This window comes from Bradyrhizobium sp. TM239 (genome assembly GCF_036247985.1).
In the GTDB taxonomy this organism is placed as follows: Bacteria; Pseudomonadota; Alphaproteobacteria; order Rhizobiales; family Xanthobacteraceae; genus Bradyrhizobium; species Bradyrhizobium ottawaense.
Map to the genome: position 1 here is coordinate 517,206 of NZ_BTIR01000008.1, position 26,053 is coordinate 543,258.

The 26,053-nt window shown below is 63.9% G+C and carries 25 protein-coding genes and 1 tRNA gene; 16 read left to right on the top strand and 10 right to left on the bottom strand.

Annotation, left to right across the window (positions count from 1 at the left end):
- Positions 1-43: 43 nt before the first annotated feature.
- The 3 genes from AABA84_RS16190 to glmS all read right to left on the bottom strand — a co-directional run bounded on the left by AABA84_RS16190 (position 44) and on the right by glmS (position 3,681).
- On the bottom strand, positions 44-901 hold the full coding sequence (locus tag AABA84_RS16190; protein WP_338312496.1) for an NAD(P)-dependent oxidoreductase: 858 nt from the start codon (positions 899-901) through the stop codon (positions 44-46).
- A 104-nt stretch (positions 902-1,005) separates the two neighbouring features.
- On the bottom strand, positions 1,006-1,776 hold the full coding sequence (locus AABA84_RS16195; protein ID WP_212249508.1) for a DUF502 domain-containing protein: 771 nt from the start codon (positions 1,774-1,776) through the stop codon (positions 1,006-1,008).
- A 78-nt stretch (positions 1,777-1,854) separates the two neighbouring features.
- Positions 1,855-3,681 carry a glutamine--fructose-6-phosphate transaminase (isomerizing) gene (gene glmS / locus AABA84_RS16200; RefSeq protein ID WP_212249510.1) on the bottom strand — a complete coding sequence of 609 codons (1,827 nt, stop codon included), beginning with the start codon at positions 3,679-3,681 and terminating at the stop codon, positions 1,855-1,857.
- 221 nt (positions 3,682-3,902) lie between these two features.
- On the opposite strand from glmS, the gene AABA84_RS16205 reads away from it, so the two are divergent.
- Positions 3,903-4,121 carry a hypothetical protein gene (locus AABA84_RS16205; protein WP_212249720.1) on the top strand — a complete coding sequence of 73 codons (219 nt, stop codon included), beginning with the start codon at positions 3,903-3,905 and terminating at the stop codon, positions 4,119-4,121.
- A gap of 8 nt (positions 4,122-4,129) precedes the next feature.
- On the opposite strand, the gene AABA84_RS16210 is transcribed toward AABA84_RS16205, so the two are convergent.
- The gene (locus tag AABA84_RS16210) at positions 4,130-4,324 is read right to left on the bottom strand and encodes a hypothetical protein (protein ID WP_212249533.1); all 195 of its coding nucleotides are present in this window, start codon (positions 4,322-4,324) and stop codon (positions 4,130-4,132) included.
- 39 nt (positions 4,325-4,363) lie between these two features.
- Positions 4,364-5,731 carry a bifunctional UDP-N-acetylglucosamine diphosphorylase/glucosamine-1-phosphate N-acetyltransferase GlmU gene (glmU, locus tag AABA84_RS16215; protein WP_338312497.1) on the bottom strand — a complete coding sequence of 456 codons (1,368 nt, stop codon included), beginning with the start codon at positions 5,729-5,731 and terminating at the stop codon, positions 4,364-4,366.
- 174 nt (positions 5,732-5,905) lie between these two features.
- Between glmU and AABA84_RS16220 the strand changes: the two genes are divergently transcribed.
- The 5 genes from AABA84_RS16220 to AABA84_RS16240 all read left to right on the top strand — a co-directional run bounded on the left by AABA84_RS16220 (position 5,906) and on the right by AABA84_RS16240 (position 9,087).
- A complete protein-coding gene (locus AABA84_RS16220) occupies positions 5,906-7,279 on the top strand; it encodes a hypothetical protein (protein ID WP_338312498.1) in 1,374 nt (457 codons plus the stop codon).
- A 176-nt stretch (positions 7,280-7,455) separates the two neighbouring features.
- Positions 7,456-7,713, top strand: a complete 258-nt coding sequence (locus AABA84_RS16225) for a hypothetical protein (RefSeq protein WP_212249539.1) — start codon at positions 7,456-7,458, stop codon at positions 7,711-7,713.
- 234 nt (positions 7,714-7,947) lie between these two features.
- Positions 7,948-8,388 carry an MgtC/SapB family protein gene (locus AABA84_RS16230; RefSeq protein WP_018317958.1) on the top strand — a complete coding sequence of 147 codons (441 nt, stop codon included), beginning with the start codon at positions 7,948-7,950 and terminating at the stop codon, positions 8,386-8,388.
- A gap of 74 nt (positions 8,389-8,462) precedes the next feature.
- Positions 8,463-8,618, top strand: coding sequence for a hypothetical protein (locus AABA84_RS16235; RefSeq protein ID WP_212249541.1), 156 nt, complete (start codon positions 8,463-8,465; stop codon positions 8,616-8,618).
- 88 nt (positions 8,619-8,706) lie between these two features.
- Positions 8,707-9,087, top strand: coding sequence for a hypothetical protein (locus tag AABA84_RS16240; RefSeq protein ID WP_018317956.1), 381 nt, complete (start codon positions 8,707-8,709; stop codon positions 9,085-9,087).
- On the opposite strand, the gene AABA84_RS16245 is transcribed toward AABA84_RS16240, so the two are convergent.
- Positions 9,047-10,606 (bottom strand): glycoside hydrolase family 17 protein, encoded by a 1,560-nt coding sequence (locus AABA84_RS16245; RefSeq protein ID WP_338312499.1) that lies wholly within the window; start codon positions 10,604-10,606, stop codon positions 9,047-9,049. The two genes, AABA84_RS16240 and AABA84_RS16245, sit on opposite strands and share 41 nt — an antisense overlap.
- Before the next feature lie 356 nt (positions 10,607-10,962).
- Here AABA84_RS16245 and AABA84_RS16250 point away from each other — a divergent pair, with 356 nt between their 5' ends.
- The 4 genes from AABA84_RS16250 to AABA84_RS16265 all read left to right on the top strand — a co-directional run bounded on the left by AABA84_RS16250 (position 10,963) and on the right by AABA84_RS16265 (position 15,528).
- A complete protein-coding gene (locus tag AABA84_RS16250; RefSeq protein ID WP_338308109.1) occupies positions 10,963-11,556 on the top strand; it encodes a beta-1-3, beta-1-6-glucan biosynthesis protein in 594 nt (197 codons plus the stop codon).
- A gap of 218 nt (positions 11,557-11,774) precedes the next feature.
- Positions 11,775-14,435 carry a glycosyltransferase gene (locus AABA84_RS16255; RefSeq protein WP_338312500.1) on the top strand — a complete coding sequence of 887 codons (2,661 nt, stop codon included), beginning with the start codon at positions 11,775-11,777 and terminating at the stop codon, positions 14,433-14,435.
- A gap of 317 nt (positions 14,436-14,752) precedes the next feature.
- Positions 14,753-14,828: transfer RNA gene (locus AABA84_RS16260), tRNA-Lys, on the top strand.
- A 94-nt stretch (positions 14,829-14,922) separates the two neighbouring features.
- The gene (locus AABA84_RS16265) at positions 14,923-15,528 is read left to right on the top strand and encodes a restriction endonuclease (protein ID WP_338312501.1); all 606 of its coding nucleotides are present in this window, start codon (positions 14,923-14,925) and stop codon (positions 15,526-15,528) included.
- 52 nt (positions 15,529-15,580) lie between these two features.
- Here the strand turns inward: AABA84_RS16265 and AABA84_RS16270 are convergent, their stop codons facing one another.
- Positions 15,581-16,168 carry a hypothetical protein gene (locus AABA84_RS16270; protein WP_338312502.1) on the bottom strand — a complete coding sequence of 196 codons (588 nt, stop codon included), beginning with the start codon at positions 16,166-16,168 and terminating at the stop codon, positions 15,581-15,583.
- A 990-nt stretch (positions 16,169-17,158) separates the two neighbouring features.
- Here AABA84_RS16270 and AABA84_RS16275 point away from each other — a divergent pair.
- The 4 genes from AABA84_RS16275 (at position 17,159) to AABA84_RS16290 (ending at position 19,037) form a co-directional block, all read left to right on the top strand.
- The gene (locus tag AABA84_RS16275) at positions 17,159-17,389 is read left to right on the top strand and encodes a type II toxin-antitoxin system HicB family antitoxin (RefSeq protein WP_212249547.1); all 231 of its coding nucleotides are present in this window, start codon (positions 17,159-17,161) and stop codon (positions 17,387-17,389) included.
- A gap of 142 nt (positions 17,390-17,531) precedes the next feature.
- On the top strand, positions 17,532-17,702 hold the full coding sequence (locus tag AABA84_RS16280) for a hypothetical protein (RefSeq protein ID WP_212249548.1): 171 nt from the start codon (positions 17,532-17,534) through the stop codon (positions 17,700-17,702).
- A gap of 33 nt (positions 17,703-17,735) precedes the next feature.
- Entirely contained in the window at positions 17,736-18,413 is a 678-nt protein-coding gene (locus AABA84_RS16285; RefSeq protein ID WP_338312503.1) for a UPF0149 family protein, read from the top strand.
- Between the two features lie 381 nt (positions 18,414-18,794).
- Positions 18,795-19,037, top strand: coding sequence for a hypothetical protein (locus AABA84_RS16290; protein WP_338308103.1), 243 nt, complete (start codon positions 18,795-18,797; stop codon positions 19,035-19,037).
- Between the two features lie 59 nt (positions 19,038-19,096).
- Here AABA84_RS16290 and AABA84_RS16295 read toward each other — a convergent pair whose 3' ends face one another.
- Positions 19,097-19,759 carry a hypothetical protein gene (locus AABA84_RS16295; protein WP_338312504.1) on the bottom strand — a complete coding sequence of 221 codons (663 nt, stop codon included), beginning with the start codon at positions 19,757-19,759 and terminating at the stop codon, positions 19,097-19,099.
- Positions 19,760-21,036: 1,277 nt separating this feature from the next.
- Positions 21,037-24,141 (bottom strand): DEAD/DEAH box helicase, encoded by a 3,105-nt coding sequence (locus AABA84_RS16300; protein WP_338312548.1) that lies wholly within the window; start codon positions 24,139-24,141, stop codon positions 21,037-21,039.
- 799 nt (positions 24,142-24,940) lie between these two features.
- Here AABA84_RS16300 and AABA84_RS16305 point away from each other — a divergent pair.
- Positions 24,941-25,180 (top strand): hypothetical protein, encoded by a 240-nt coding sequence (locus AABA84_RS16305; protein ID WP_028144534.1) that lies wholly within the window; start codon positions 24,941-24,943, stop codon positions 25,178-25,180.
- Between the two features lie 155 nt (positions 25,181-25,335).
- Positions 25,336-25,620 carry a hypothetical protein gene (locus tag AABA84_RS16310; protein WP_212249556.1) on the top strand — a complete coding sequence of 95 codons (285 nt, stop codon included), beginning with the start codon at positions 25,336-25,338 and terminating at the stop codon, positions 25,618-25,620.
- On the opposite strand, the gene AABA84_RS16315 is transcribed toward AABA84_RS16310, so the two are convergent.
- On the bottom strand, positions 25,617-26,015 hold the full coding sequence (locus AABA84_RS16315; RefSeq protein WP_338308099.1) for an NUDIX hydrolase: 399 nt from the start codon (positions 26,013-26,015) through the stop codon (positions 25,617-25,619). The genes AABA84_RS16310 and AABA84_RS16315 overlap by 4 nt on opposite strands.
- Positions 26,016-26,053: the final 38 nt, after the last annotated feature.

A 26,053-nucleotide genomic window follows, 5' to 3' on the forward strand; every position in this document is an offset into this window, starting at 1 on the left:
AGAGAGACCTTTACATCTGAAGCAAACCGGCTCGCGGGAGCGACTAGGCTTTTTTCTGTGTGATCCTCGCAGCGAATGCCTTCATCAGCTCCGCATCTGCCGCCTCGCCCTTCGCATCCTCCGCGAGATGCTCGAACCAGCGCGCAAAACCTTCATAGATCTGGCTGGCCGGATGATCCGGACCCAAGAAGCCGGAAATCTCCCGCATCTCGGCGACCCAGCGATAGGCCTTCGGGATCATGTCCGGCAGCGCGACCTCGAGCCGCGTCAGGATCGCGGGCTGGCTCAGCGCCAGTTCGTCGCGCAGCGCATCGGCCGCGCCCGCTTTCGTTGCCGCGATCACCATGGCCGATCCGATGCCGGCGAGGCCCTTGACGATGCCGGCGTAGGACATTTTCAAAGCCGACGCCGCGCCGACCGGACCTTCGACGATCCGCACGTCGAGCCCAAAATCCTTCAGCACCGCGACGTCCCTGGCGTACTCGCCGGACATGTAGAAGGCCGGGCTCTTGCCGCCGGGCTGCGGCGGAAAACCGATGATGCCGCCATCGACGAACGGCGCCTGCGCCGAGCCGATGATCTCCTCGATCCTTTGCACCGTGTCGACGTTGACCGCATTGCAATCGACAACGACCGGCTTCTTCTCGCGCCTGACGATCAGCGCGGCCAGCCGCTCAGCCAGCGCGACGGCTTCGCCCGGCGGCACGATCGAGAGGATGATATCGGCGCCCGCAATTTCATTGTCATCGGCATCGACCATGCCGACATCCGCCGCGCGTTTCCGCGTCGCCTCGCTCCGCCCTCCCAAAGACGTCAGCACGCGCGCGCCATGCTCACTGAGCCGGCGGGCGACGGCGCTGCCCATAGCGCCGGGCGCGAGGATCGCAATGGTCTTGGACATCATGGACTCCAGATCGAATTCCGAGCGAGGCGCTCAGGTGAACCGGAGGATATCAGAGGATGCGAACGCGCGCGTGACCGCGGCCATCCCGCAAGGGAATGGCCCTACTCCACCTTCGCAGGCTCGGGCCGAAGCGCCGAGGCGTTGGCGATGCGCGCGGCATTCGCCATGCCCGCGAGCGCGGCGGCCTTTTTCGGATCGGGTGCCGAGCCCGGCTGCACCACGCCGGCCGACATGATCAAGGTCGCGGCGTCTTCGGTGCTCATGTCGACTTCGACGATCTTGCTCTTGGGCACATAGAAGAAGAATCCGGTGGTCGGGTTCGGCGAGCACGGCAGGAACACGGAGACATGCTCCTCCTGCCCCGGCAGGCTGCGCGCGACCTCTTCATTCGGCGATTGCGAGATCAGCACGATCGACCACATGCCCGGCGAGGGAAACTCGACCAGGCCCACTTTGCGGAAGCTCGAGCCCTTGCCCGAGAACAGCGTCTCGAACACCTGCTTCAGGCCGCGATAGATGGCGCGCACGGCCGGGATCCGGCCGAGGAAAGTCTCGCCGACATCGACCAGCGTCCGGCCGATCAGGTTGGCGGCGAGGAATCCGACCAGCGTCAGCGTGAAGAATGCGACAACCAGTCCCCAGCCGGGAACGACATACGGCAGATAGGTTTCCGGCCGGTAGGCCAACGGCACGAACGGCCGCACAACACCGTCGACCCAGGTCACGAACCACCAGACCAGATACAGCGTGATGGCGATCGGCCCCGTGACAACGAGGCCGGTCAGGAAATAATTACGGAAGCGGCCCATCAGGCCGGTATGCGGTTCCGGGAGGGGATCAAGAGGCGCAGGCGCGTCGTCGCGGGGGTTCATTCGGGTTCCAGGTCGGTCGCAGCACACAAGCTAGGGTCTTCTAGCAGGTTTTGGAAGACCGCGACCGATCCCTTCTGCCTATTCCACGGTCACCGATTTCGCGAGGTTGCGAGGCTGGTCGACGTCGGTCCCCATCACGACAGCCGTGTGATAGGCAAGCAGCTGCACGGGAACGGCATAGACCATCGGCGTGAAGGCCGCCGCCATGTCGGGCATGACGATGGTGACGAGGGACTCGACGGTCGCCTCTTCCGCGCCCTTCGCGTCTGTCATCAGGATGATGTTGCCGCCGCGGGCGGCGACCTCCTGCATGTTGGACACCGTCTTTTCGAACACCCGGTCGTAAGGCGCGATGACGACGACAGGCATGGTCTCGTCGATCAGCGCGATCGGCCCGTGCTTGAGCTCACCGGCGGCATAGCCCTCGGCGTGGATGTAGGAGATCTCCTTCAGCTTCAGCGCGCCTTCGAGCGCAAGCGGGAAGCTGGTGCCGCGGCCGAGATAGAGCACGTCGCGAGACTTGGCGATCCTGTGCGCGAGCTTTTCGATCTGCAACTCGGTGGTGAGCGCATCCGCCATCAGGCGCGGGACCTCGACCAGGCCGTGAACCAGCTTGGTCTCGTCCTCATCGGACAATTCGCCTCTGGCCTTGCCGGCCGCGATCGCCAGGTTTGCCAGCACCATCAGCTGACAGGTGAAAGCCTTGGTCGAGGCGACGCCGATCTCGGGGCCCGCGAGCGTCTGCAGCACGGTCTCGCTCTCGCGCGCGATCGTCGAGGTCGGCACGTTGACGACGGCGACCGTGTGCACGCCCTCGGCCTTGGCATAGCGCAGCGCCGCCAGGGTGTCGGCGGTCTCGCCCGACTGCGAGATGAAGATGGCGAGATCGCCCTTGCGCAAGGGCGCTTCGCGGTAGCGGAATTCGGAGGCGACATCGACCTCGACCGGCACGCGCGCAAAGCGCTCGAACCAGTATTTTGCGACGTAGCCGGCATAGCTCGCGGTGCCGCACGCGGTGATGTTGATGCGCTGGATGTTCTTGAAGTCGAACGGAAGCTTGACCGGCAGCGAGACGCGTTCGGTTGCCATGTCGACGTAGCGCGCCAGCGTATGGCCGACCACTTCCGGCTGCTCGTGGATCTCCTTCGCCATGAAGTGGCGATAGTTGGCCTTGTCGACCAGCGAGGTCGAGGCGGCGTGCTTGATCTTGTCGCGCTGGACGGCGTTGCCGTCCTTGTCGAAAATCGTCGCGCTCTTGCGGGTCAGCACGACCCAGTCGCCATCCTCGAGATAGCTGACCGTGTCGGTGAACGGGCCGAGCGCGATGGCGTCGGAGCCGAGATACATCTCGCCGTCGCCATAGCCGATCGCGAGCGGCGGCCCGTTGCGGGCACCGATCATCAGGTCGTTGTCGCCGGCGAAGATGAAGCCGAGCGCAAACGCGCCGCGCAGCCGCGCCAGTGCCAGCTTGACGGCTTCGACCGGCTTGTTGCCGCGCGTGAGCAAATCGTCGACGAGATGCAGCACGATCTCGGTGTCGGTCTCGGTGTGGAACACCGTGCCCTTCTTCTCGAGCTCCTCGCGCAGCTCGCGGAAATTCTCGATGATGCCGTTGTGGACCACGGCGACGCGTTCGGTCGCGTGCGGATGGGCGTTGTTGACGGTGGGCTTGCCGTGGGTGGCCCAGCGGGTGTGGCCGATGCCGGTGGTGCCCTTGAGCGGCTCGGCTTCCAGCCGCTTCTCCAGGTTCTTCAGCTTGCCCTCGGCGCGACGGCGCTCGAGGTGCTTGCCTTCGAGCGTGGCGACGCCCGCCGAGTCATAGCCGCGATATTCGAGACGTTTGAGCGAATCCACCAGCTGCTCTGCAACCGGCTCGCGCCCGAGAATGCCAACAATCCCGCACATGCGGATCACTATCCCCCAAATCGTCGAAAAATCGCCTAAACGACGCGCCCGGTTTTTAGCGAAATTCGGAGGGAACCATATACTCAATAATTATTGCGGATTGAGACAGCATGGACCGCAACCTGAGCTTCGCCTGCGTCGAATTGGCCGGCCTTAGACCGCGCACGTTAACTCATTGTCAACATGTTTGGCCAACGATTCCGGTCCAGGAGAACAAGGCCATGAAAGGCTCGTCCGACCGCAAAGGTCTGTCATCGATGTCCGTGCGCGCCAGCGAGACCACGGGCACGCATTTGGCGCATTGGCCGCCGCCCCAGCGCGGTAAGGAAAGCAAGCCCGTCTTCACCAAGCATCCGGAAGGCGAGCCGGTCAAGCGCGCCAAGCCGCGCGGCTGGCGCCTGACCCGCGCGATCTTCTCCGAATTCGCCGACGACGAATAGCGGGCGCCTCACCATCCCAGAACCAGGGCGAACACGAGGAAGACGACGAACGCCCAGAACGCCAGTCCGGTGAAAAGTGCCGCGGTCTCATGCTCATGCGGGCCGCGCACGCCAAATTGGTCCAGCACCCATCGTCCCGGCGGCTTGATGACGTTATCGATGATGAAATCGAATAAAAAGGCGGCCTCTTTGTCCTCATCCACGCGAGCGCAGCCCCAGCAAGAGAACCACCACTTGGCGGCTCACTTCTCCGGCTTCTTCTCAGTTTTCTTCCCGCCCGTCTTCAGCTCGCGATAGCGCGCAGCGCCGCCTTCGCGGATGGTCTGCTGGTTGCGCTCCAGCGCCATGGCATCGTCGGGCACGTCCTTCGTGATCACCGAGCCGGAGCCGATATAGGCGCCGTTGCCGATCTTCACCGGCGCGACCAGCGAGGAATTGGTGCCGACGAAGGCGCCCTGCCCGATGACAGTCTTGTGCTTCTTGAAGCCGTCGTAGTTGCAGGTGATGGTGCCGGCGCCGATGTTGGAATTGGCGCCGACGGTGGCGTCACCGATGTAGGAGAGATGGTTGACCTTGACGCCGGCCTCCAGCGTCGCCGCCTTGGTCTCCACGAAATTGCCGATGCGCGCGCCGTCGCCGAGCGAGGTGCCGGGCCGAAGGCGCGCATAGGGGCCGATCGAGACGTTCTTGCCGAGCGTGGTCTGCACGATGTGCGAGAAGGAGTGGATCACGGTGCCGTCGGCGATCGACACGCCGGGGCCGATCACCACGAACGGCTCGATCGTCACGTCCTTGCCGAACAATGTGTCGGCGGACAGATAAACGGTCTCGGGCGCGATCAGCGTGACGCCGGCCTCCATCGCCGCCTTGCGCAAGCGCGCCTGCATCACGGCTTCGGCCTCGGCGAGTTGTGCCTTGGTGTTGATGCCGCGCACCTCGTCCTCGCTGGTCTCGATCACCACGGACTCCCATCCCTGCTTGCGGACGATTTCGACCGCGTCGGTCAGATAATATTCGCCCTTTGAGTTCGCGTTGCCGATTTGCCCGAGGATTTCGAGCGCCCGGCGCCCGTCGATCGCCATCACGCCGGCATTGCACAGATCGATCCTGCGCTCCTCTGCGCTGGCATCGGCCTGCTCGCGGATCGCGACAAGCCGTTCGCCCTCGACGATGAAGCGGCCATAGCCGGTGGGATCGGCGGCGCGAAAGCCGAGCGCGGCAATCGCGGCGCCCCTGGCGAGCGGCGCGCGCAGCCGCGCAAAGGTCTCGGCCGAGATCAGCGGCGTATCGCCGAAGGCAATCAGGAGATCGTCGACGCCGCGCGCGATGGCCTCGCGCGCCGCCAGCACCGCATGCGCGGTGCCGAGCCGCTCGTCCTGCACGAAGGTGAGCGCGTCGGGCCGGATGCGCTTTGCCTCGTCCGCGACCACCTGGTGATCGGGGCCGATCACGACTGCGAGCGAGGTGCCGGTTCCCTGGGGTGCCGCGGCGAGCACGTGGGCGAGCAAGCTCTGGTGGGCGACCGGATGCAGCACTTTCGGCAAGCTCGATCGCATGCGCGTGCCTTCGCCGGCGGCGAGCACGATCGTGAGGCTGGAACGGGCGGTCATCGAAATCCTGTCAGATACGGCCGAATCAATTGGCGCGACGGGCGGGCAGCCACCCTCAAAAGCTCCTGCCTTGCTACCCCCGCAAACGCCCGGAATTCAAGTGCGACACGCTTTTCCTGTTAATGTTTCCTGATTGATTCGGGGAAGCCGGACAGGGCTGGGCACTTAACGTTCATGGCAAAGGATTCCGACCCACTGGCGGATGCCTTCGGCACCAAGGAGACCGGCGGGCTGTTCTCCGGACTTGTGGCCGAGGAAGGCGCGTTCGACCGCCGCATGATGTGGCGGCTGGGCTCTTGGGGTGTGGCGGCCGTAGGCGCCGTCGTCATCGCGGTGATAGCCAACCAGGCCCAGCTCGGCTGGCGGCGCGACCAGGTTGCGTCCGCCGATCTCGCGCGCCAGGCTGAGCGGCTCCAGGCGCTGACCAAGGAGAGCCAGAACGAGGCCCGCCGGCTCGCGTCCGCCATCGAGACGCTGAATACGGATCGTGACCGGCTCTATTCGCGTGTCACCGTGGTCGAGCAAGGGCTCGAGTCCGTCACCGGCGCCATCGCCAAGCAGCCCACCACACCGCCGCAAGCCGGCAAGCCGCAGGATGCCGCGGCCCCGAGCGTCGCGCCGGTCGCCTCGACCCCCGCCGGCGACAAGCCCCGCACCGAGGCCGCCAAGGACACGCCCAAGGAAACGACCAAGGAAACAGCCAAGGATACGCTCAAAGAAACTGCAAAGGAGCCGTTGAGCCTGCCGCCGCAGACCGCGGCCGCCGCCTCGCTGGTGCAGCAGCCGCTGGCATCGACTTCGGCGCTGCCGACCATCCCGCTGGTGCCGTCCAAATCGATCATGGCGCCGCCCGATCCGGCCGCGTCGAAATTGATTCAGCCCGAAACAAACGAGAAGGCCGCCGAGAAGAAAATCGAGCCGGCGCCCGCCCCGACCGAAGCCGTCGCGACAGCCGCGAAGGCGCCTGAGGCAGCCGAGAATGAATCCCCCGCCATCGCGGTCCAGCAGACCCGTTTCGCGATCGACCTCGGCGGCGCCAATTCGATCGATGGCCTGCGCGCGCTCTGGCGCAGTCTGAGCAAATCCAATCCGGAGATCGCAGCGCTGCGACCCATCATCATGATCAAGGAAGGCACCACCGGGCTCGGCATGCAGCTTCGCCTCGGTGCCGGTCCTCTGGTCAATGCCGCCGCCGCCGCAAAATTCTGCGCAAGCCTCGCCGAGAACGATCGTCACTGCGAGACCGCCGTGTTCGACGGCCAGCGCCTGTCGATGCGCGGCGGTTCGGAGAAGGGACAAGAGAAGTCCCAGGACAGGGTTTTGGAGAAGAACTCCGAGAAGAACCAGGACGCGGTCCCGCAAGCCGAAACCGCGCCCGCGCCCAGCGCAAAGCCCGAGAAGCCGCAGCGCCGCCGCAGCTACTCCTCCAAGCGCTCGTCGAAGCGCGAGGAGCCCGCGCCGGCGCCTGCGGCACAGCCGGCGCCCGCGAAGCCGGAGACCGCGTCTGCGTCCGCGGGATCGACGCTGTCGTCGTTCTTCCGGCGATAAGCATCGCGCCTGAACGCGCGGTGAATGCCGCGTGTTTTCGCCCGCGGCGATGAACCTAAATTTCGGTCCGAGAAGAGAAACCACCCACCGATTGCCAAGTTATCCCGGTCATGAACCGGAGCGGCCGATGTAAAAAATCACGCGCGCCCGCCTCCATGACCTCGGGAGAAACCCACGTGAAGACATTGATCATCGCAACGGCCGCGCTTCTGGCGGCATCTCCGGCGCTTGCGCAAACGACGAAATCACCGGGCGCTTCGAGCAACGCGCCGGGTCAGCAAATGCACAACACAAAGAAGCCTTCGACGGGACCCGGCGCGTCCGAATACGCCCCTGGTCACCAGACCAACACCACCAAGGGACCGGGCCACTCGGAAAGCGCGCCGGGACAGAAGATGCAGAACACCACGGGCTCGAACACCCGCAAGAAGTGATGGTGCGCGGTCGCGTTCGACTCTGGCAGATGGCGCCGGCCGGACTGGTCGGCGCCATCGCCTTGTCGAACGGCGGCTCGCGCTGCCTGATCGCCGATGATCATTCGGAGTTGCGCGGGCATGCGACCATCGGACGCTTGGATCTCAGCGGCTCTTTCGCACCAGGCTGACGTTTAGTCCCGATCTGCAGGCGCACGCCAGGCGCCGTCCGACTCCTGAAACGCACGAGCTTCGATGAACGAACTGGATGATGTGCTGAGGCTTCTCGTCGCGGCGGGAACAGGGCTGCTGATCGGCATCGACCGCGACATGAACGACAAGCCGGTGGGAATGCGCACCCTGGCGCTGGTCGCTCTCGGCTCCGCGCTGGTCTCGATCTCCGTGATCGAGTTCCAGAATCTACGCGACCACCCCGATGCGATCTCCCGGGTCATTCAGGGCGTCGTTGCCGGTGTGCTGACCGGCGTCGGCTTCATCGGCGCGGGCGTCATCCTGCACGACGCCAAGGCGAAGACCGTTCACGGCCTCACGACCGCGGCGACCGTCTGGATTGCGGCCGGCCTTGGAATTGCCTGCGCGCTCGGAGCCTGGCTGCTGGTCGCCGCAGCGATCGCCGTCACGCTGCTCGTGCTGTTCGTTCTCGGCTGGGTCGAGCGCCGGTTGGGATTGAAATAGCGGACGTACCAAAAGATACGGAAGAGGTCCGCGTAAGACGGCAGTATCCGCGACGGATTTGATTCGGAGCGGAGATGACGGACGCGAAGTTTCTGCAGGAGCAACTCGCGTTGATCCGCGAGCTGGCCGAGCAGGCGGATCCCTACATCAGGAAACGGCTCCTCGCATTGGCTGAACGATATGAGCGCCGGCTGGCGGAACACAGCCGGAAGACGCCAGGTCAATTTTGATGCTTCGCGCTCGCCCTGGGCGAGCCGGATCAACAGAAACATCGCCTGCCCTGTTGCCTGCCCGCGCCATCCCGACCATATTGCCGCCATGACAAAAAAGCCCTTCCGCCTCTCGCCCTACCAGGTGCAGTTCCTGATCGTCGTCGGCTTCGCTTCCGTCGGCTATGCGCTCTATCTGCGCTATCTTGCGATCGAGCTGTCGCAGGTCGCTCTCGCCTGCGACGCCGGGCTGCAGACCATGATCTGCAAGGCGCGGTCGGTCTCGACGGTGCTGTTCAAGAATTCGGTGTTCGGCATCGTCGCGCTGGTGGTTGCGACGCTGAACCTGATGCGGCCGTCGATCGTGCTGCTCACCGTCGGCATCATCGCCGCCGGCCTCGGCATCGTGCTCTACAACGTCGTGCTGTCGGGCCTGGCGATCGGCCTGTTCATTCTTGGGTTTGCTCGGCCCGCGCCCGCCACAGCGTGAGCGCGAACAACAGATAGATCGTGCAGGTCCACAGCGACTGCCAATTGTCGCGGCCTTCGTTGAACAGCACGAACACGGCCGACAGCGCCAGCACGCCCGCGAACACCGATTCCGCGATCGGACGCTGGCCGATCTGCGGCCGGTTCAGCATCAACAGCGCAAACGGCACCACGGCCATCGTCAGCGCGGCGTAGGGGAAATCCTTGTAGCGCGGGTCGAACACGAAACCGAGCGCGGTCGCGGCCGCGATCACCGCCGTCACCGCCAGCGTCAGGCCGAGCACGGCCGTGAGCTTCGACCATTTGCGGCCCTCGCGCGGACCGAGCAGATCGAGGAAGGTCGGAAGGCTGCGGCCGATCACCATCGCCTGCGCGCAGAAGATCGGCGACAGGATGCCGGCCGCGAGCAGCGCGCCCCAGAGCAGCCAGCCGCCGATGCCGTAGCTCTCATAATAGAGCTTGTCGGCGCCGATCCCGAGCAGGCTCCCCGCCGTCGTCGCCGAGATGGCGACGCCGAGCCAGGCCGAGAAGCGCGGCGTCCACGGCCGCCGGCGCAGCGTGATCATCGCCACCGCGAACACCAGAACGCACAGACCCATGCCCGCACCCATGTACCATTTCCAGTACGGGAAATTGCTGATCGGCTGGCCCGGCGGATATTTCAGGCTCCGGCGCACCGAGTCGTACAGGCCCCAATAGCCGCCGACGGTGCCCTCGAGCTTGCGCTTCCAGGGCTGGTCGTAGGACTCGATCAAATTGACGCGAAACTTGTTCGCCTTCGCCAGAGCCAGGATTTCCGAGACCACCCGCGCCTGGTTGGTACGGGACGGCAGCGCGCCGTCGCGCATGCGCCCCTCGCTCGGCCAGCCGGTCTCGCCGATCAGGATTTCCTTGCCGGGAAACGCCACCGCCATGCGCTCGCGGATCGCCTCGACATGGGCGGAGGCGAACTTCGCCTTCACCGGCATATCCTCCCAATAGGGCAGGATGTGGATGGTGACGAAGTCGACGGCGTCATAGACCTCGCGGTTCTTCAGCCAGAACTCCCAGACGTCGGCATAGGTGACGGGCACGCTGACCTGCGTCTTCACCAGGCGGATGATCGAGACGAGGTCCGCCGTCGTCATCTCGCCGCGCAGCAGCACCTCGTTGCCGACGATGACGGCGGTGATGATCGCGGGGAATTCCTTGGTGAGACGAATGGCGAGCGCGGCCTGCTCAAAATTCTTGGCTCGGTTGCTGGAGAGCCAGATGCCCTGCAGCACTTTCAGCCCGCCGACCTTGGCGGCGATCGCCGGCACCTGGTCGAGCCCGTTCTCCAACGAATAGGTGCGGACGCAGTCGGTGATCTCCTTGAGCTGGCGCAAATCCTGCTCGATCTGCTCGGCCTCGATATGGGTCCACGCGTTCAGCGGCGTCTGCTCGCCGCGGAACGGCGCGTAGGAGACGCATTGGACCTTCTCGGCGGGATCGATCGGGGCGCGCGCGAGCGTGATCGGCGTCGCCAACCACCACCACACGGCAGCAATCGCACCCAGTGAAACGAGCAAAAGCGCCAGTGGCGTACGAAGTGAAATCGGTTCCGTCCTCCGCGAAGGGTCCGTCGATTACCTGCTTGCACGCCATCTGCCAAGGGGGTGTTCAAGGGGGTGTCCAAGCGGGTGCCCAAATGCCGATCCACTCTGCGGATCCGCTGCTGTCCCGGCTGCGGCCGTTCGACCGGGGCCTAGCATCGTGACTTTGCTGGACAAAATTCCAAATACAGGTCATGGACTCCGAAAGACTTTTCCGCCGCATTGGAGACCCATTTGGACGCCATCACCGGCGCGTCCGCGGGATCCTGACGCGGACGGCCAGCGGATACATTGGGGAATTCATGCGGCAACGGGTGTTCGAGTCACGAAATGCGGTCCTGCGGCAGTTCGCCGCCATCCTGGCCGTCTCCTGCCTTCTCGTTCTCGCCGGTCTCGGTGGCGCTTCCGCCCAGAGCGGCACGCCCGCGCCGGACCAGGGCAAGGCCGCCGCCCAGCCCGCCGACGCCGCCAAGGATGCGGCCCAGAACCAGCGCCGCACCGACGAATTCGCCGAAGCGGCCCAGGTCATCAGCGGCCCGGCCGGCAATCCCGAATGCGTCTGGCTCGGCCGGCGCGTGGTGCGGCTGATGTGGCGGGATGACCTCGATACCGCGTTCCGCCATCTCGACCTCTACGACCGCTTCGGCTGCCCCGGCGGCCACATCCAGGCCGCCTTCCGCTGCCTGACCCGGTTCGGCGGCCAGATCGATCCCAAGGTCGCGGAGACCCTGGACAGCCGTGTGCACGCCTGCTGGATCAACCCGGCCGCCCAGCCGCAGCAGGCGGCGGCGAGCGCCTCCCAGCCGGCGGCACCGGCAGCCGGCAATGCGCCGGCCCCGCAGCCGGCCGCGAGCCCCTCGCCTGCGGCAAGCCCGTCCCCGGCGCCCCCGAAATAGCAGCGGGTCGCTTCAGCCGCCGTTCAGGAACGATCGGCCACAGAAGCGGTTGGCACTGCCACGCATTTTTCGAAGAAGGCCATGCCCTGATAAGGACATGAGGCCATGACAGTTGAGAAACCGCGCGGCAGAGGTATGCTCCCTTTGCCGCGGACTTGGTCGGATCTCGGGGTCGGATCCGCTTCCCTGCCCCCTCAGCCCCTTTTGGTTTAGCCGCGATGCGCGTTGTCGCCGCCGTTCTGTTGCTCGTGTCCGTGCTTCACGCCGGCATCTGGGGAGTCCTACGCGACAAGGAACCCGCGCCGGATTTCAAGGGGCTGATCCCGAGCCTGTCCTATACGCCGTTCGAACCGGGGCATGTCGTCGACATCAACGTCGACCCCGACAAGATTCGCGCGGACATGAAGAAGCTCTCGACTCTCACGCGAGCGATCCGGTCCTACTCCGCGACGGAAGGCAACGAACTAGTGCCGCCGATCGCCGCCGAGTTCGGCCTCAAGGTCACGGTCGGCGCCTGGATCGACAAGGACGAGGATCGCAACGGGCGGGAGATCAAGGCCGCCATCGAGCTCGCCCGCAAGAACAGCAACGTGATCGGCATCGTGGTCGGCAATGAGGTGATCTTCCGCGGCGAGCAGAAGGTCGAGGACCTCATCGACAAGATCAAGAAGGTCAAGGGCGCGGTCCGCGTTCCCGTCACGACGGGCGAGATCTGGAACATCTGGCGCGATTTTCCGGACCTTGCCTCCAGCGTCGATTTCATCGCCGCGCACGTGCTGCCTTATTGGGAAAACTTCCGCTCCGACCAGGCGGTGGATCAAGCGGTTGATCGTTACGAACTCTTGCGCAAGTTGTTTCCCGGCAAGCGCATCGTGATCGCCGAGTTCGGCTGGCCGAGCGCGGGCTACAACCTGCGTAGCGCCGACCCCGGTCCATTCAAGCAAGCCCTGACCTTGCGCAGCTTCGTCAGCCGCGCCGAAGCGATGGGCATGGACTACAACATCGTCGAAGCCATCGATCAGCCTTGGAAGTTCAACGAGGGCGGCGTCGGTCCGTACTGGGGCATCCTCAACGCCAGCCGCGAGCCGAAATTCGCCTGGACCGGTCCGGTCGAGAATCCCGATTATTGGAAGCTGATGGCGATCGCCCTCTTGGTCGGCATCCTGCTCTCGCTGCCGATCCTGCGGATCGAAAAGCCAACCGCGAAGCAGGCCTTCCTGCTGTCGGCGACGGCCAACGGCGTCGGCGCCTGGGTCGCCACAGTGTTCGCCTTCTGGAACAGCCACTACTTCCTGTTCGGCTCGGCCTTCGCGCTGACGCTCGGCATGATCCTGCTTGTGCCGCTCGTTCTCATTGCGATGGCGCGCATCGACGAGATCGCAGCGGTCGCCTTCGGCCGGCCGCCGCAGCGGCTGCTCAGCAAGAGCAAGCCGGTCGAGAACGTTCCCGAGAATTACTGCCCGAAGGTCTCGATCCACATCCCCGCTTACTTCGAGCCGGTCGAGATGCTCAAGCAGACGCTGGATGCGCTGTCGCGGCTGAACTATCCGAACTACGAATGCGTGGTCATCATCAACAACACGCCGGATCCCGCGTTCTGGCAGCCGATCCAGGACCATTGCCGCGCGCTCGGTGAACGCTTCAAGTTCATCAACGCCGAGAAGGTGCAGGGTTTCAAGGCCGGCGCTCTTCGGATTGCGATGGACCGCACCGCGGCGGATGCCGAGATCATCGGCATTCTCGACGCCGACTATGCCGTCGATCCCGACTGGCTGAAGGACCTCGTGCCTGCTTTCGCCGACGCGCGTGTCGGCCTCGTGCAGGCGCCGCAGGAGCATCGCGACGGCGATCTGTCGATCATGCACTACATCATGAACGGCGAATATGCCGGCTTCTTCGACATCGGCATGGTCCAGCGCAACGAGGCCAATGCCATCATCGTGCACGGCACGATGTGCCTGATCCGCCGCGCGGCGATGGACATGGCCGGCGGCTGGTCGAGCGACACGATCTGCGAGGATTCAGATCTCGGCCTTGCGATCCAGGAGCTCGGCTGGACCACCCACTACACCAACCACCGCTACGGCCAGGGCCTCCTGCCCGACACCTACGAGGCCTTCAAGAAGCAGCGTCACCGCTGGGCCTATGGCGGCCTGCAGATCGTCAAGAAGCACTGGCGCTACTTCCTGCCCGGCAAGAGCCGGCTGACGCCCGACCAGAAGCGCGAATATGGCCTGGGCTGGCTGAACTGGCTGGGCGCGGAAAGCCTCGGCGTGGTCGTGGCGCTGCTCAACCTCATCTGGGTGCCGATCGTCGCCTTCGCCGACATCGCCATCCCCGACAAGATCCTGACGCTGCCGATCATCGGCGCCTTCATCGTCTCGCTGGCGCACTTCCTGTCGATGTACCGCGCCCGCGTCGCCATCAAGCCCGGCCAGATGCTGGGCGCCATGATCGCGGCGATGAGCGTGCAATGGACGGTGTCGCGCGCGGTGGCGCAGGGCCTCATCACCGAGCACATCGCCTTCGCCCGCACCTCCAAGGGCGGCCTGTCCAGGATGTCGATCGAGTTCCAGGCGTTCTGGGAGGCCGTGATCGGCACCCTGCTCATCGTCGGCGCCGGCGTGCTGATCGCCTCCAACAGCTACCGCCAGATCACCGAGATCTACATCTTCGCCGGCGTGCTGGTGCTGCAGAGCCTGCCGTTCCTGGCGGCGGTGGCGATCGCCATCCTCGAGCTCAGCCGCATCAACTCGTTCCAGTTCTGGCGCGACAGCGCGATCCGCACCGCCGAGCTGATCGGCCTGCGCCCGGTCGCGCTGCCGGCTCCCGGCACGCCGCAGCCGGTGCCGAACGAGGTGCGGCGGGAAACCCAGTGATTGAGGCTCCGCGCTAGCCTTTGGACCTCGTGATTAAAAGCCACGTGGTCTTCGGCGTGGGTGACGGCCCGCCAATCGGGTTGAGCTTTCCGCCTTAAGCGGCGGAAACCGCGAGCGAATCCCCGCTCCTGCCGCGAGTTTCGGCAGCCACCCCCGCTATTGACCTCAGCGCTCCATCCCCCTACACAGCGGGGCCGAAAGCATGATCCGGAAACAGCCGGTTTTTCCCCGCGACGCGAGCTTAGCGCAGCGGCAAGACATGCTTCTCGAATGTCCGAACACGATGGCAATCTTCTTGAAGCCATCAGCGGCCATGGGAGCGCGTAGCTCAGCCGGTAGAGCACGTGACTTTTAATCACGGGGTCCTGGGTTCGAGCCCCAGCGCGCTCACCACAGTCAGATCAATGGCTTGTTCCGCAAATCCAATAGGCGCAAAATGCTCCTAGGTACGCAAACAGCATACGAGCTCAAATAGGATAGCTGGCCAATGATCGGCGGGTTTGGGCGCATGGGAGCTGGCCTCGGCCGTCTTGGAGCAAGCAGTCCTCGAAAGCGCGCAGCCGAACTGCTCAGCAACGCCACAAACATTGCATCGATAACGGTAGGCGGCCTGATCGTGCCGGAAAGGCAAACATCGGAAGGGCTTTTGATTAAGTCCTATGCCGGTGTTTGGGTCGAGATTGCCCAGCGGTTGGGAGAGGACTGGAATCTCGCATTTCAGCTCAATGACCGACAGTGGGAAGAAATGCTGGCGGGCGCAATGAGTGCGGACGGATATGAGGTTATACTAACGCCAAGGTCAGGCGATCATGGCAGAGATGTAATCGCAGTTAAACATGGAGTGGGTTGTATTCGCATACTGGGCTCGATGAAGGCGTACGCGCCAAATCGACTTGTTGATCGCGCACACGTGCACGAGATGCTTGGTGTGCTCGCAACTGAGGCGAACGTGAGCAAAGGGATCATTGCGACCACGTCGGATTTTGCGCCGCGTATCGAAGAAGCGCCCGGGATGAAGGATGTGCTGCCCTATCGTCTTGAACTAATCAATGGAATACATCTGCGGCGCTGGTTAACTGATCTTTCGACTTAAAAGCCATCTTCTGCGCCGTGTTCTAATCGTGAGGAGCCGCCCAAACACTGGCTTACCAAGGATCGACAGTAATGTTTCTGGCTTTTGTGATCGCTCGCAGCGTAGGGCTGAAGAACCTGATAATGTCTCGTGCGATGGCCTCAAGCTCATCGGCAGCGCGCTTAACGTCGGGAATTCCCAACTCTTTCGACTTTCCCCGCTCACCGTAAGACGATGCACTAATTACCGCACGCGAGCGCCTCGCTCCCTTCTCCTGTCGAAAATAGATACTCGCGTGAGCCGCTAAATTTCGCACCACCTTTTGCTGCTTAATCCTCTCGCTTAACTCGTTCCAAGGGGCGTGCAGCTCTCTTTCACCAGATCGCAATACAGCATAATCGACCAACTCCAGTTTGCGATTGAAATTCTGCGTACCGTGAAATGTTCGAACCGAGCGCTCTTCGGAGATAGGTAGACTGAATAGCGCGAAAACCATCTCTAGACGTTGCTCGATATCGGAAAGGGCAACGATCGTTCGCCCGACCTGAAGGTGCATTTCGCTTCGATCTTCCAACTCTTCCTTGAAACGTCGCTTCATCATTTCGAAAAAATCGTTTCCCACGTAATGCTCGGTCTTCGTTACCTTGATCGGCTCGGCCATAGCCCCCCCTCTGACTTGCAGCACGCCTCGCGGTCTTTAGGATTCTCTTATCCTATACGGGACTGCGGGGACGGTGCATTCAACTCAGTCACACTTTCCGCAATTGCTCTTAAGTGTCCAATGCTTCAGGAACTCTTCCCAAAAACCCGCTGACAACCCGCCGGAAACGTGTGCGCCTTACCAAAGCTGGGGGAGCGGCATGTTTGAAATCAACGATTTCGACATGGCACGCGTCGTCACTTAAAATTGCGGTGACAGTGCACTAAACAAGCGCAGATGACGCGGCTCGCACCAGCCCCTTCGTCCCCAGAGCGCGCCAGATTCCGATAGAGTCCAGTAGTCGCCCCGAGATGAACCGCTCGCAGCATGCGCCTACTGTGCCCTACCTCTCTGGGCATCTTGGCGATGATCTCTACAGCGAAAGACAGCCCGCCCGTTCTGATCTGCACCAAGTGCGGACGGCCGATGACGTTTTTGGCCACGCTGCCGGCAATCTTCACGCTTCCCGCAGTGCACGCCTACCAGTGCCGTCCCTGTCTGCGGGTGGACACCATCCCGTTGGAGTGAGGCCAGACTTGCCGTGATAGCGCATTCTACGATTGCGATGATTGTGCACCGAACTGCCGCACGCTAGCTCGTTAGATGGGTTGAGAAGGCTGGTATTCCTCTTGCCATCCCGAGAAACTTGAACAATCATCCTCCACCCGTGGAGGGGCAATCACGCCCGCCTCGCTTCGAGATTTGAGGTGAGCAGTGATGGCCCGCACGACCTTGGACGACATGGAGCGCAATCCGTCTGGGTGGCGCATCCAGAATGTGGAGACAATTTGCGCTCTTCACGGCGCAAGGTGCGTCCCGCCACGGGGCGGGGGCTCGCACTACAAGATTTCCAAGCCCGGAAAGGTTGAAATCCTGACCGTGCCTTTCAAACGGCCGATTAAACCAATATATATCAAGAAGCTGGTAGCCTTCCTGCGAGATTGAGACCACATGGGCGAGCGTCCGCACTACAAGATCATTATCGAGCCGCTGACGGAGGAAGACGGCGGCGGATTTGTTGCGACCGTGCCCGACCTTCCCGGCTGCATGTCCGACGGCGCTACCGAATTCGAGGCCGTGCGGAACGTACAGGATGCAATCGCGTGTTGGATCGAGGCCGCCGAGGAAGAGCATCGTCCCATCCCCGTCCCTCCACACCTGCGACGCGCGGCGGCCGGTTAGCTCCATTGGCAACGCACCCGCGGGAGGCCGCGGCCTGCCGATACGGCGAGGTGTTCTGAGCTTGTCCTTCGCCCCAGCCCCCCAAAAACCCGCTGACAACCCGCCGGAAACGTGTAGGATTCATCAAAACCGGAGGAACGGCATGTTTGAAATCAACGGTTTCGACACGGCAGGCGTCGTCAGTCTCAAGCGGCTGTCACTCGCCGCCGCCCTCAAGAAAGCCAAAGAGCTTATCGAGGACGGGTGCTGGGACGTTCAGGTCGTTGATCCCGCCGGCCGGGTGTACACCTCGTTCGAGGAGCAAGCAGCTTAGCTTCCCTGCCTTCGGCACGATCTTAAAGACGCCATGTCCGGACCATCGCGCCGCGGCAAGCAGCTTGAGAAAGAACTGCTCGCCCTCGGCGAGGACGCCATGCTGCTCGACGAGCTTGATGGCTTCATCGCGGGGTTGCTGACCTGCCCGGAGCTGATCAGGCCCAACGACTGGCTTCCCGTCGTCTGGCACGAGAACAGCGCGGACCAGACTCCCGTCTTCGAGAATCTCGATCATGCCAATCGAGTTCTCGGTCTCGTCATGGCGCACTACAACGACGTCGCGCGCACCCTGATGGAACGCCCGGAGCGCTACGGTCCGCTGTTCACGGTCGACACCGGCAATGACGACGTGATCTGGGAAATCTGGATGTCGGGCTTCGAGAAGGCCGTCGCGCTGCGCCCGGCGGCCTGGAAAGAGCTGCTCGACGCCGATGCCGATACGGCGGCGGCGATGAGCGGTATGCTACTGCTCGCCGAGATCGCCCGGGGCGACAAGGACGCCAAGCTCGACGATCCCATCCTGACCGCTGCACCTGACATGATCGGCGACTTCGTCGTCATCCTCAACGAATGGCGTCTTGCCAACTACCAGCCGGTTCAAGGCATCGACCCAAGGGCCGACGCAGCTCCCGGCAAAAAGGTCGGCCGCAACGACCCATGCCCGTGCGGCTCCGGCAAGAAATACAAGAAGTGCTGCGGGCTCAACTGAACAAGACCATCGCCCCCTTTCCCCGGCTATCCGCCGCGGCCGCCGGTGGACCAGCATTCGCGCCGGGCCGGTCCACCGCAGGCTGGCGTGCGCGGGCGTGATGCACATTTGCGGCGTTTGCAGAGGTGCACAGCACCAGCAACAGACCCATGGCAACAAGCGCACGCATCGCAGCAACTCCAACCGAGCAATCGCCCGTTGTCATCTGATGCGCCGATCGGCTCGCCACAACCGATTGCGGCTTCACAAGCAGGAGAGAAGCGCGAGCCATTGCGGTGGTGCAAGCGGGCCCTCAACTGCCGCGCGCGATGCCATTGCCAGTCAACTCGTTTGGGAGCACGCTCTGTCCAGGCGCTCAAGACGCCGCACAGGGAGAGCCACATGAAGGAACATGGCCTGGATAGCCGCCACCGCGACAAGGATGGCGCGATCGGCAAGAAGCACGGCAACACGCTGGTCGGCACGTTGCGCAAGATTTACGGGAAGGGTTTTGCGGCCGGCTATCCCGATACGACGCAGCTTAGCGAGGTCCTGCTTCAGCTGAACGAGACGTCGCTGAGCCAGTTGCGTCGCGATCACGACACCGGGCATCTGCAGCACAAGATCGACCACGCCCCGAAGTGACGGACTGACAGACCTGACGGCCAATCCGGGGCCTCGGCCCATCCCGGAAGTTGCGGTCGTCAGCTTTCCGGAGCCGCCGTCGCAGCCGGCACCGTCAGCGGCGCGCCTCCGACCGAAACGGGACCCAGGGGCTTTACTTCCCGAACGTCCCTTACCATCCGCTTGCGCATCGCGGCGGGCAGTCCGTAGCGCGCATGCGCGCGCCGGACGGACGAGGTGACGTCCGACGTCACCGTGTTTTGCAGCGTATCGATCTTCGCCATCAGCGTGGACAACTGCGACGAGATCTTCCTCACGTCGACCCGCTCCTCCGTGATGCTCTGCCGCAGCGACAGCAGCACCATTGAATCCTGCTGCAGCAAAACCGAGTTCTGATCGGATGCCTGATTGTTCTGTTGCAGCAACGCGGTGTGTTGCTGCTGGGCCGCCTGAATGTCCTTCAAGGCCGCGACCACGGGATCCGGTTTCGGCACGGACGTTTGCAGACGTGGAAGCAGTTCCGCCAGGCTGTCGACGCTCAGCGACCGAAAATCGGTCGGCGAGGTGTAGATGGCCGCCGCGCCGTTGATGGCCAGGGCGCACACCGCAAGGGTCAGGACCGATTTCCGGCTGGACTGCTTGATCGGAACCGGGGTTTCCTGCTCCGCTGCGGCGGCTGCAAGGGCTGCAGCGTCGAGTTCTTCGGCGAAGCTTTGCATTTCGAAGGTCGTGGTCATCTGCATTGACCCCAGTGAGCGAGCAACAGGAAACCGCCCCTGGACCGTCCTCGCGACGAACCCTTGTACGCAGCACCCTTACACAACTGCCTCAAATTGTGAGCATTTCTGATTAATTCCACGTTAGCGGCCGAGCACGCCGACCCCGGCCGACTACGGGGGACCGCGCGAAGAGCAGAGGCGCTACGCTGACATTGCCGTAGGGGGGAAAGCGAAAGCCTGCCCACCACTTCGATCGCCGGGCTTGGATGCATGGTGGGCACTGCACTTTGCGCCTTTGCTCACCCTACGGCAGCCGTTCCTAAGTCAGCATCCTGACCAGCGGGTTTTCCGAAGATGGCACAATACCCCTGTTTTGCCCGACGCAGCAAACGAGCGTTGCCGCCGGATTCAAAACACCTTGTGCCAGCAGCACTTAGCTACTGCGCATGGGGTTGTTTTCGCATTTTTCCAATGGCGCCCTATCCCTCGTCCAGCAGCTCGAACCCCTCCACCTGCTCGAACGGCGCGTCCCGCATCGGGCAGTGGTAGAGCGCGATGCACCAAGTCTACCTGTTCGCCCTTCGCTCGCAGATTACAAACCTGGTCCTATCGGGCTCGTAGCGCGTTTGCGCGACACGGTCGTTCGCCGCTCGACCTGGGCCTTGGCGTCCAGCACCTTGTCTCCGACTCGTGCGGCTCGCTGGTCCGAAAGGCTCGAGCCTCTCCCTGACAGACCAACCGAACCAACGCCGCTGTTTCCCTGAGCCTGTGTTGCCGGCCGGGGTCTGTTTTGGGAGGACGCCGAACCGGTGGCCGTTTGATCCTCATTGCTCGTGCCGCTCCCGATCGCGCCGATCGGCAGGCCATTTTGAGCGTGACCAGCCCCGGCATTTCTCGCGGCCTGAGCTGCCGCCCGCGACCTCGCGGGCGTGGCGGGCTGAACGTTCGGATTGGTCGGTTGGCTGTTGGTGCTCAGATCTCCGCCGGCGGCGCTGTCCTTTGTCCCCATCCCCGCGGGTGCGGAAGCACCTGCATTGCCCGCCCCCGTCCCCATTCCAGAAGGCGCCGAGCCGCCAGCGCTCCCCGGCCCCGTTCCCATGCCCGCTCCTGCCGACCCGGCATTCGCGCCGCCTGCTTGCACCAGGGCCAACAGACAGGAGCTTGCGACAATCGCGACAATGTTCGGAGGAATGGCATGTGACATCGGACAATCTCCTTCGCCACGCCCCAATTAACTATAAGGGTGGAACAGGGATCCCGCTACGAATTGGCAGTTGTTCGCGCTGACGAACGCGCGAGCCCTACCCCTCGTCCAGCACCTCGAACAACTCCTCCACCCGCTCGAACGGCGCGTCCTGCATCTTGGCGTGATGGACCACGCGGTCGCCGTCGCGTTGCAGCGACCGTCCCCTCGATTTCCGAAGGCGTCCCGGCAGGAACGTTGCGGCCGCAGCTTCAGGGCCGACGTCGAGGCGGATGATGCCTCGGCGCTTGCATTCGAGCCTGAGCCTTGCTGCTGCGAAGAAGTCGCGCGCGACCTTCGGCAGCGGGCCGAAGCGGCGGGAGGTTTCCTCCTCGAGGTCTTCGAGGTCGTCCTCATCCGTGCATCTTGCGGCGCGCGCATAGAGTTCGAGGCGCACCGGCTCGGACTGCACATAGGTCTCGGGCAGCATGTCCGCGACCGGAAGGTTCAGGTCCGGCACCCACACCGCCTGCCCCTCGTCGAGCTTCTCCGAGGCCATCTTCAGAAGATGGCTGTAGAGCACGGGGCCGAACACATGGACGTGGCCGGATTGCAGCTCCGAGAACAGGTCGCCCGCGCCTCGCAGATCGAGGTCGCGCTCGCTGATGGCAAAGCCGGCGCCGGGCCGGCTGAACTCCTCGAGCACGGCCAGCCGCTTCTCGGATTGTCCGGACTGCGTCTCGGTCAACAGATGAGCGAAGGCGCGAATGCCGCCGCGCCCGACCCGCCCCCGCAGCTGATGCAGCTGGGCAAGGCCGAACTTCTCCGGCCAGCAGACCACGATGGTGTTGGCACGGGGAATGTCGAGGCCGCTCTCGACGATGTTGGTCGCGAGCAGGACGTCGGCCCGGCCCTCGACGAAGCTCATCATGCGATCGTCGATCTCGTCGGCCGCCAATCGGCCGTGCAGGCAGACGATGCGAAGGTCCGGCGCCACCGCCTGCACCCGTGCCAGCATGGGATCGAGATCCTGGATGCGCGGGCAGATCAGGAAACTCTGGCCGTGGCGGCGCTGCTCGCGCAGCAGCGCGGAGGCGATCGCCGCATCCGACAACGGCGCGATCCGGGTCGCGACCGGCAGCCGGTGCACCGGGGGCGAAGCGATCACGCTGAGGTCGCGGAAGCCGGCAAGGCCCGCGGCGAGCGTGCGCGGGATCGGCGTCGCGCTCATCATCAGCACATGGACGTTCTTGGCGAGGCCGGAGAGCTTGGCCTTCTCGGCCGCGCCAAAATGCTGCTCCTCGTCGATGATGACGAGACCGAGATCGTCGAACCTGACGTCCTTGCCACCGAGCGCCTGCGTGCCGATCACGACCTTGATCCGGCCGCTGCGCAGTCCCTCCTTGGTCTCGCGCAGCTCCGCGCCCGAGGTGGCCCGCGACAGGTTTCCCACCTCGATGCCGAACGGCGCAAAGCGCTTCTGGAACGTTGCGACATGCTGCCGTGCCAGCACCGTCGTCGGCACCGCGATCGCGACCTGCTTGCCCGACAGCACCACCGCGGCCGCCGCACGCAGCGCCACCTCGGTCTTGCCAAAGCCGACGTCGCCGCAGATCACCCGGTCCATCGGGTGGCCGGAGGCAAGATCGTCCAGCACGTCGGCGATCGCCTTGGCCTGGTCGATGGTCGTGAAGTAAGGGAAGCGCGCGACGAACTTCTCATAGGCCGATCCCGGCGGAACCAGCTTGTCGCCGCGCCGCTTGCGGCGCTGGCTGATATGCTTGGCCAGCGCCTTGCCGGCGATCTGGATCTCGCGCTCGGCCTCACCGCGGCGCGCCCACCAGGTGCTGCCGTCCGCCTTGTCGAGCGCGAGCTTGCCGAGCTCGGCTGCGTAAGGCCACATCAAGGCAAGATCAGGCGGCGGCACCAGAACCGCATTGTCGCCGGCGAACTTCAGGCGGATCATCTCCCGCATTGCGCCGCCGCCCGTGTTCACGGTCTGCAGGCCGTCGAGCACGCCGAGGCCGCGCTGGAGATGGATGACCACCGTGCCCTGCTCGGGCACATCGGCATGATCGAAGGCCGCGCTCCAGGCACGCGCCATCGGCTGCGGATGATGCGCGCGGCTGCCGAGCACGTCGGAGGCGGTCACGACGACGAGAGGCTTCTTCCCCGGCATGACGAAACCGGCATCGAGGTCGGCCAGCAGCGCCGCCTCCCCGCTGCGCCCGCGCACCGCCTCGTCCCAGTCTTCGCACCGCTGCGCCTTGAGGCCGCTCATCCGCTCCATCACGCGCAGATCGTCCTCATGCGCTGCGGCGAGGATCAGTCGAGATCCGGCCCGGCGCGTCTCCTCGACGAAGGCACGCAGCGCCTTCCTGGAGGATGTCAGCTTCGAAAACTCCGGGATGGTCTGGAAGGACGACGCGCGCGGCAACACCTTCATGCCGCGGGAGAGCTGCTTCCAGTCCCGCCGTCCGAGATATTCGCGCTCACGCTCCGCACGAGGCGCGGCCTCCTCGATCGTGTCGAACCAACCGTCGGCGTGCACGGGCACGCCCGCATCGGCGATCCATTTGGCGCGCCCGCAATAGTCGAACAGGCTCGCGCGCTTGCTGCGTTTGCCGGCAAGGCCAAGCCGCTCCGACATGGGATCGACGACAAGCTCCTTGGTCTCGAAGATGATCCTGTGCTCGTTCGGATCGAACGCCACGATCCGCCTGATCGTGCGATCCGAATGTTCGATCCGGAACGGGCCCAGCGCGCCCGCTGGAAATATCTCGAAGGTCTGTCCGTGGAACAGCGCCCCGCCCGGATAGTCGGGCTCGTCGTCGAGATCGTATCCAAGGGCTTCAAGGCGCGTCTCGAGCTCCCGCTCGGAGAACGCGCCGCCCACCTTCAGGCTGACGCTCAGGCGCGACAGGTTCGCCGGCGGCGGCAGTCGCTCCATCACGGCTTCTGCGGTCGAGACGAGAAAGAGCGGTTTCTTGGATTTCGCGATGCGCCTCAGGACGGAGGCTCTGCGCCCCGCCAGCTCGTGCGACGGCTCGAGCTGATCGAACGGCAAGGTGTTCAATCGCGGAAATACCAGGACCTCGCAGGAGGGGTCGAGCGCGTGAATGACACTGCCGAGCCGTTCCGCCCTGTTCTCGCTCTCGGCGAGAAAAACGATGCCGCTGGGTCCGGACTGCTTCCATTGGGCAAGCAGATGGAGAGCCAGCACGCCGAGGGGCGACGAGGACGAGATCGCGGCGCGCGGTGCCTCCTTGCTCTTCCTTGACGACGTCTTGTTTGGCAGCGCCTTGCGTGGCGATGACTTGTTCGCCGACGCCTTCTTCGATGACGTCTTGATCGGTGACGTCTTCTTCGGCGGCGTCTTGGCCACCCGCGCCTTTTTGGTAAGCCTCACTTGAATCCGTTTCTGGTCGTAAGCCGTCGTCAACTGAACGCTAGCCGCCCTCATTCCGATTCGGCGACTTCTCGCCATGCATATGGGATTTGACCGGTGAACGCACGCCTGGTGGCAACGTTCGGCGCGGCGCCGCGATCCCGACAATTTGGCTGTTGATCGATCTCGGGCCGGAACTAGCGCGGCGCGGAATCTGCGTCTGTCGATGCGACGCTTGGCGCGATTGTAAACATTCTGCGCACGGGGAGAAACGAAAAACCCCAGCGCTTGGAGCCACGCTGGGGCGTTTCGAGCAAAATGAACTGGTCAAGCAATGATGTCTTCATAGCAGCGATTTCACCGCGCGCTTGTGAACTGGTTCACACGCCAAACAAACGACCTCGGTGACACCGAGGTCGCCAACCTTCGTGGGGAGGGTTTTCTCACGGCCGGGGGCTTTGGGGCTTGGGGATGGGCCGGGAGCCTGGATTCGACGCTTGCCGTGCCCAATCGTTCCTAAGCCGCCGGCGGAGGTTCGCCCGCGAGGCCCATCACGCCGGAACGGGGTACCGCGTTCCCCGGTTTGAGCGCGCATCCGTCGCGCGCTAGGATGCTTTCTTTTACGGAGGCTCATTTGAAACCAATCTTTTTCATCGCCGCCATTGCACTGCTTGCGACGGCTCCCGCCCGCTCACAGCCGCTGGTCGATCCCAACAAGGTTGCTCCCGAATTCCGCGAGGCGGCCGAGAAGCGCCGGGCCGAGCAGTTGCGCCAGCGCGAATGCGCGCTGAAGGCGGATCTCGAGAAGGTGCTGCCCAGGGATCGCACCGCCTTTCTCAACCAGTGCCTGGACACGATGGCGGCCAAGCAATAGCGACTGACCGGCTGTTCCAACCGGCCTCTTCCACCGCCGGCCGGTGGCGCGTGCCCGCGCGGTCTGCGAGCATCCGACCACGAAGTCATTCAGGCTTTCTTCAGACATTTGGGATGAGCTGACGATCCATTTCCCAAAGCCATTGTTGCGCGCGCATGAGTTCAATCCAGATTCAGTGCACGCGGTGCAAGAACGTGTTTCGCGATCGCGCCGGGCGGTTGCAGGACGGCTATTCCAGGCAATGTCCGAGCTGCGAAGTGGTGCTGTTCTTCGCCGAGGATTCCCAACATCCCTTCGTCAAGCGCGCGATGCGCGATGCCCGCAAGGTTCGCAAGGAGATGCGCGAGGCCGAGGCCGCGAAGCTTGCTGCGCCCGAACCGCAGGGGGCGCAGTCGAGGAGGTTCGCCGGACGGACGCGATCGGCGGGACGCGAGGACTAGCTCGCCTTCCGCCTCTGCTTCCTCGGAAACAGGCGGTCGCGGATATAGCGCGAGGTCGGCGTCAGGCGGATGCCGCGCGGCTTCTGCCAGGCGGCGCGGTCGATCTCCTTCTTGTCGCCGATCGCCAGCCTGCCTTTGGCAGTCTTGGCGATGAAGATCGCGTCGCTCATCTTGCGGCCGGAGCGCTTGTTCCTCGCCGTCACTTCCTTCCAGAGGCTGATCCTGCCGAGTTTCAGCTTGGGCAGCTCCTCCCTGATCTCACGTCGCAGGCAGTCCTTGTCGGACTCGCGCGCGCGCTTGCGGCCGCCCGGGAACATCCACAGGCCGTCCGACCGGCGTCTGACCAACAAGACCTTGCCGCGCCGCGCGGCAACCAGTTTGGAAGACTTCGCCATTGCTGCCGTCATTGAAACCAGAATCGTCCCAATCGTAA

Bases quoted from the DNA above. Each gene is read 5' to 3' on its own strand.
- AABA84_RS16235 (WP_212249541.1), top strand. From the start codon at position 8,463: ATGACGGACGCGAAGTTTCTGCAGGAGCAACTCGCGTTGATCCGCGAG.
- AABA84_RS16285 (WP_338312503.1), top strand. From the start codon at position 17,736: ATGTCCGGACCATCGCGCCGCGGCAAGCAGCTTGAGAAAGAACTGCTC.
- AABA84_RS16315 (WP_338308099.1), bottom strand. From the start codon at position 26,015: ATGGCGAAGTCTTCCAAACTGGTTGCCGCGCGGCGCGGCAAGGTCTTG.
- AABA84_RS16255 (WP_338312500.1), top strand. From the start codon at position 11,775: ATGCGCGTTGTCGCCGCCGTTCTGTTGCTCGTGTCCGTGCTTCACGCC.
- glmU (WP_338312497.1), bottom strand. From the start codon at position 5,731: ATGACCGCCCGTTCCAGCCTCACGATCGTGCTCGCCGCCGGCGAAGGC.
- glmS (WP_212249510.1), bottom strand. From the start codon at position 3,681: ATGTGCGGGATTGTTGGCATTCTCGGGCGCGAGCCGGTTGCAGAGCAG.
- AABA84_RS16190 (WP_338312496.1), bottom strand. From the start codon at position 901: ATGTCCAAGACCATTGCGATCCTCGCGCCCGGCGCTATGGGCAGCGCC.
- AABA84_RS16220 (WP_338312498.1), top strand. From the start codon at position 5,906: ATGGCAAAGGATTCCGACCCACTGGCGGATGCCTTCGGCACCAAGGAG.
- AABA84_RS16230 (WP_018317958.1), top strand. From the start codon at position 7,948: ATGAACGAACTGGATGATGTGCTGAGGCTTCTCGTCGCGGCGGGAACA.
- AABA84_RS16205 (WP_212249720.1), top strand. From the start codon at position 3,903: ATGAAAGGCTCGTCCGACCGCAAAGGTCTGTCATCGATGTCCGTGCGC.
- AABA84_RS16250 (WP_338308109.1), top strand. From the start codon at position 10,963: ATGCGGCAACGGGTGTTCGAGTCACGAAATGCGGTCCTGCGGCAGTTC.
- AABA84_RS16195 (WP_212249508.1), bottom strand. From the start codon at position 1,776: ATGAACCCCCGCGACGACGCGCCTGCGCCTCTTGATCCCCTCCCGGAA.
- AABA84_RS16270 (WP_338312502.1), bottom strand. From the start codon at position 16,168: ATGGCCGAGCCGATCAAGGTAACGAAGACCGAGCATTACGTGGGAAAC.
- AABA84_RS16280 (WP_212249548.1), top strand. From the start codon at position 17,532: ATGTTTGAAATCAACGGTTTCGACACGGCAGGCGTCGTCAGTCTCAAG.
- AABA84_RS16240 (WP_018317956.1), top strand. From the start codon at position 8,707: ATGACAAAAAAGCCCTTCCGCCTCTCGCCCTACCAGGTGCAGTTCCTG.
- AABA84_RS16265 (WP_338312501.1), top strand. From the start codon at position 14,923: ATGATCGGCGGGTTTGGGCGCATGGGAGCTGGCCTCGGCCGTCTTGGA.
- AABA84_RS16295 (WP_338312504.1), bottom strand. From the start codon at position 19,759: ATGCAGATGACCACGACCTTCGAAATGCAAAGCTTCGCCGAAGAACTC.
- AABA84_RS16290 (WP_338308103.1), top strand. From the start codon at position 18,795: ATGAAGGAACATGGCCTGGATAGCCGCCACCGCGACAAGGATGGCGCG.
- AABA84_RS16275 (WP_212249547.1), top strand. From the start codon at position 17,159: ATGGGCGAGCGTCCGCACTACAAGATCATTATCGAGCCGCTGACGGAG.
- AABA84_RS16310 (WP_212249556.1), top strand. From the start codon at position 25,336: ATGAGTTCAATCCAGATTCAGTGCACGCGGTGCAAGAACGTGTTTCGC.